Origin of the sequence: Chryseobacterium cucumeris (genome assembly GCF_001593385.1) — a bacterium.
Taxonomy (GTDB): Bacteria; Bacteroidota; Bacteroidia; order Flavobacteriales; family Weeksellaceae; genus Chryseobacterium; species Chryseobacterium cucumeris.
The window spans coordinates 1-4,946 of sequence record NZ_LUVZ01000013.1 but is presented as its reverse complement, the minus strand read 5'-3'; the positions used below and the strand labels follow the sequence as shown (position 1 = coordinate 4,946).

The window sequence follows — 4,946 nt, the reverse complement described above, 5'->3', positions numbered from 1 at the left end:
CAAAAGAGAAATTATTGGAAACTCTTGCAGAGGAACAAAAAATCCTTACTTTTGGAAGTAAGGAAAATATTGGATAACTGACAATTATTTTTAACCCTAACTGTCAGATCAAGTCGTGGCTATTACAGTTTAAATAACAATGCATTTCATCTTTTTTAAGTTCCGGGAAAAAATGTATTGCTCGGTTAATTGCATAATCGGGAAGAAAATGAATTTCATTCAGAATTGTATCAACAATTTTTTCTCGACTGTAATATTTTATAATTTCATCGATCTCATTTTGCCCACCTCTTTCGATAATTCGAGAAATAATAGAGATATATGCTTTCTCCCAATCAAGTTTCCTACAATTGGTATCCCAAAAGAATTTTGGATGTATTTTTGGCAAGACTTTTCTCTTTAATCCCATACTTTAAATATAGTGATTTTATCTCGTTATGAGAATAAAATCACCTTCTAAATCCTTTTCCTTTGTTTTTTAGAACAACTTTTTTTTCGGCTAAATTTCCAAATTTCACATTAGGATTTAGTACAGCTTCCTTAAGTCTTTCCTGCATTGTTTTCCATTTGTGCTCTTTTCCGTAAACCATTGAAACATCATATTCTTTTCTAATCCCATCAAAATAAACTAATGAGCGTGCCGCTAAATTTGAATTTCCGTTGTATTTCGCTTGGTAGCTATTTAAATATGACTGTAGAGGTTTTTCTTCAAGAAGAAAATACATATCAACGAAATCCTTTAATCTTTCTCCACTTTGAAATATTGCGTGAAGTTTCATAGCACCAATGTCGTTATTAGAAATCATTCTTATGTTTTCTGAGATTTTATCCATTGCTATGACAGGATATTTATGAGCTAAAAGATCAACTTTTATATCTTTAATATAGGTCATTACGGTATTCTCAAAAACAATTTCATTAGTCGCATTGTATTCTTTTTGTAAGTGGCTTATTAAGGCGTATGAGTCAAAATCCCTTGTTGTAAACAAATCAATATCTACAGATAATCTATGCCCTAATTTTAAAGCTAAAGCGGTACCGCCTACCAAAATAAAATCTTTTAGCATCTCATCTTTCATCAGCTGTTGTAAGAGTTCCCACATTTCCTTACTGACAGTTTCCTTGTGGATCATAATTTCATTTTTCAGAAAATTAATCCTGAAAATGAGGTATGTCTGTACAATGGCAGTGTAGTGAACTATTTGGCTTCGATTGTCAATGAAAGTCAAAATTAGAAGCCTTTATTGATGCAAATATTAATGATAGCTTAAAAATTTTTCTGTTGTTAGCTATGTAAATATATACCTGTTTTGGAAGCCCATCCTTTAGTTGGAAACCTTAAGCTTTATAGCTTTTGAACGATTAATGAAAACCAAACCTGCTTTGTAAAAGGTATTGTTTCTAAACTTTTGTTTTAAGAATAAATTTATTACTTATTAAAATACTTGCGATTTACAACTATGTGGAGAAGTTAGGAGCTCATTCGCAACTTTGAAAGTCCTGGCGTCCTAACAAAGTTGCTGCTTCGCTCTGCGAGGCTTAAAAAATTATTCAATTTTTCCAATTTTATTTTTAAACATTGATCTAGCTATAACAAGATCATCATCCATTTTTAGGATTAATAAAACCATTAGTTTCAGCAATATTTTATAATCTCTTTCTTGCTCAGTATCATCGTGGCTATTTGTAGCGTGCACATATTTGTTTCTAAGCCATAGACCATTACTAAATCTATTGTTTAGGTAATAGTCAAAATATTCCTGCTCAGCGACAGTAAATAATTTATCAGAGAATTTAATCATTCCCAATTTGTTTAATCTGTCCAATTCCTGTTGAATAGCTAATGGAAAATAATGGTAGCTAATCACATCGTATATTTTCAGGTAGCCAATAATGATTAATGTATCAGTATTCACTATTGAGATATTTCCTTGTTCATCACTTTTTAGATATCCTTCTGTTATTAACGATTGTAGAAAAGATTTTCTATTTTCGTCAACATCACTGATATTAAAACTTTCCTTTCTTAGAACCTCGTATAAATTACTATATCGATCACCATATTTTTCATAATTGAACAAATAGCTTCCGCTATCAAAAAAGGTGAATTTTAATTTGTGGTAATCATCTCCTGTAGGATAAGCATACTTTTTTTGTAATAGTGAAGGAATGCAACTAATTCTGGTTGTTTTAGTAGAAACCTGCATTAATTCGTAATCTATAATATCATCTTCGACATAGAGTTTATATTGCTCAACCAGTGACTCAAATTCAGGGACGATCAACCTGATTTTTGCAAGGAACGAGCTTTCTTGACTGGGAAGATTTAATTTTAATTTATCAATATTGTAGGTAGAATTCAAAGTATTGCTTACATAGCTGTCTAAAATATCTTCTAACTTTAAGTTTGAATCCTTTAAAAAATAATTATAAATTTCAAAACGCATTATTGAGTCCATAGAACTTGAGGTAAATGCTGATGTAATGATGTAATCATTTTTTGACCTCATAAACGCTCGCTCAAAACCTTCAAGATACCCACTCTTAGAGACGAATTCTATACACCCTTGAAAATCGAGGAAGTTAAATATTGTTCTGAAATTCTTAAATAATGTGGCGGTATCTTTTTTTTCAGCAAGCTTCTTACTACTATACGATATTATTTCCTCGCCGTCTCTGTAAATAGTTTTCTTTATTTCCTCTTGGTCTTCAGATAGACAAATACCTTTTCTAATAGAAAATGCATTATCACTATTTAATATTTCATCATTTAATCTGTCTGAAATCCTTTTTGCTTTCAGCCTTGTTCTATCTGTTATTCGTAGATGTTGCGAATCTTTACTATTTTGTACTAAACGGACATAATTTAAATTGACATCATCATAATCAAGATAACTTAAAATAAGTTTTTCACTCTCAGTTGTGTTTAGAGATTTTGGAAAAAATTTTTCTTGTCTCTCTTTATCATAACTGGATTCGAAATAGTCCAAAAATATCTCTGCCGTTCTTGGCTTAGACATCATGTAAGTATAGATATCACAATCTAAAAATGACACAATGTTTTTACAGTATAATATTTCACTAAGCCTAAAATTTTTTTTAAGTGTAATTTCCGCAAATTGATCACTATTAATCGTTTTATATATTCCTGTTTTATTTACGAGAAACCAAAATGTTTTGGTGTAGCAATATGAAATATGAGAGAACACATCTATGATGTTTTCCCAGTTTAAATTTTTGAAGTACTGCGCAATTTCTTTTTTGAAATCTTTTATCACTGCATTATAAGTTATAATGTCTGCGGAACTCCACTCTTTATATAAAAATCCATTTTCTAGATAATCAATAATATGTTGTCGTTCTAAAACGTCATCTATTTCTACTGCTTTGGACAAGTGCCTATTATCATTGAAGTAGTTGTTAATCTGCTCGATAGAATATATCCAAGCTAAATCGTTTTTTGAATAATATATAATTCTTTTCATTAGTGTGACATGTTTCACAAATTTACTAAAGTTGAGAGACAAAATATGCCAAACAAATCACTTGATAATCAACTAATATTCGAATATAGCTATAGAGGTTAAATTTGATCTCAATGAAGACCTCAATCAATTTCAAAGCTGCGAAATCCGATTCTGAAGCCCATAACTTCAGAAAGAAAACTTTCGATTATATTCGAAAAGACTTAACAGCTAAAAACGAATATTGGTCAGAAGAAAAACTTTCAGACAGACTACACAAGATTGAATCTTACTGCAAAGAAAAATCCGGAAGAAAATTGCAAAAAAATGCAATGCCTATTCGTGAAGCAGTTGTAGTAATTAAGGACGATACAACATTGCAGGATCTGCATAATCTTTCTAAAAGATTAGAAGAAGAATTACAGATCAGAATCTTCCAGATTGCTATCCATAAAGATGAGGGGCACTTTGATAAAGAGGCTAAAGAATGGAAACCCAATTATCACGCTCATATGGTTGCTGACTGGCAAGATCTTAAAACTGGAAAGACTCTAAAGCATCAATCTTTTCACTATTCAAAAATGCAGGATATCACAGCGGAATGTTTGGGAATGGCAAGAGGTACTGAAGGCTCAAAAGGCAGATTAGAAGCTATAGAATTTAAAATCAAGAAAAAAGAACAAGAGCTTTTAGCACTAGATGAAAAGATAAATGGCTTCAAATCAGAGCTCAGTTCCAAAAAGTTTGAAGATTTAATCGTGAAAGAAAGCGATTTCTTAGGCTTTAAAAAGATTAGAACCGATCACACTCTTGACAACTACGAAATGGTGTTCAAAACGTATAATGTCCAGCTTAGCAAAAACAAACAGGAATTAGAATTCAAAAACAAAGTGATAAAAGAACTCCAAAGTAAAAATTTAGATATCAAAAAAGAAATTTCGATTCTGAAAGATAAATTATCCACCGTTCTATCCAACGGCAATATTTATTCGAGTGAAAAAATAAAATATTTAGACTCGGTAAAGGATACTTTAATCAAAACATTACAGTTTGAGAAAACAAAATTACCTCAGTTATTTACTGGCTCTAAAGAAAAGTTAATCGCAGAAATTAATGATGTTTGCAAGAAGGTTTCACAAGCGAACAATATACCTTTCTCTGCATTTGAAGAAGTTTTTAAAGATTCTGAAAATGTATCTCAAATAATCTCTCTCTTAAATTTTGGCAATTCTGAGATCAATTATGATTCGGAGCAAATTCCTTTACAGCAAAAGAAGAAAAAACAACGAAGGTTATAATAGACGATTGTAAAAAATAATAAAAAGAAAACAAAGGAATAGTTTCAGATTATAAACTGTAATAGCCACGACTTGATCTGACAGTTAGGGTTAAAAATAATTGTCAGTTATCCAATATTTTCCTTACTTCCAAAAGTAAGGATTTTTTGTTCCTCTGCAAGAGTTTCCAATAATTTCTCTTTTG

4 protein-coding genes are annotated in these 4,946 nt (G+C 30.8%); 1 reads left to right on the top strand and 3 read right to left on the bottom strand.

Annotation, left to right across the window (positions count from 1 at the left end):
* Positions 1–103: 103 nt before the first annotated feature.
* The 3 genes from A1704_RS12345 to A1704_RS12335 form a co-directional block, all read right to left on the bottom strand.
* Positions 104–409 carry a DUF6922 domain-containing protein gene (locus A1704_RS12345; RefSeq protein ID WP_062673816.1) on the bottom strand — a complete coding sequence of 102 codons (306 nt, stop codon included), beginning with the start codon at positions 407–409 and terminating at the stop codon, positions 104–106.
* Between the two features lie 40 nt (positions 410–449).
* On the bottom strand, positions 450–1,133 hold the full coding sequence (locus tag A1704_RS12340; RefSeq protein ID WP_062673814.1) for a nucleotidyl transferase AbiEii/AbiGii toxin family protein: 684 nt from the start codon (positions 1,131–1,133) through the stop codon (positions 450–452).
* A 414-nt stretch (positions 1,134–1,547) separates the two neighbouring features.
* Positions 1,548–3,485, bottom strand: coding sequence for a hypothetical protein (locus A1704_RS12335; RefSeq protein WP_062673812.1), 1,938 nt, complete (start codon positions 3,483–3,485; stop codon positions 1,548–1,550).
* A gap of 113 nt (positions 3,486–3,598) precedes the next feature.
* On the opposite strand from A1704_RS12335, the gene A1704_RS12330 reads away from it, so the two are divergent.
* Positions 3,599–4,762 carry a hypothetical protein gene (locus tag A1704_RS12330; RefSeq protein WP_062673810.1) on the top strand — a complete coding sequence of 388 codons (1,164 nt, stop codon included), beginning with the start codon at positions 3,599–3,601 and terminating at the stop codon, positions 4,760–4,762.
* The last annotated feature ends 184 nt before the right edge of the window (positions 4,763–4,946 follow it).

Bases quoted from the DNA above. Each gene is read 5' to 3' on its own strand.
- A1704_RS12345 (WP_062673816.1), bottom strand. From the start codon at position 409: ATGGGATTAAAGAGAAAAGTCTTGCCAAAAATACATCCAAAATTCTTT.
- A1704_RS12340 (WP_062673814.1), bottom strand. From the start codon at position 1,133: ATGATCCACAAGGAAACTGTCAGTAAGGAAATGTGGGAACTCTTACAA.
- A1704_RS12335 (WP_062673812.1), bottom strand. From the start codon at position 3,485: ATGAAAAGAATTATATATTATTCAAAAAACGATTTAGCTTGGATATAT.
- A1704_RS12330 (WP_062673810.1), top strand. From the start codon at position 3,599: ATGAAGACCTCAATCAATTTCAAAGCTGCGAAATCCGATTCTGAAGCC.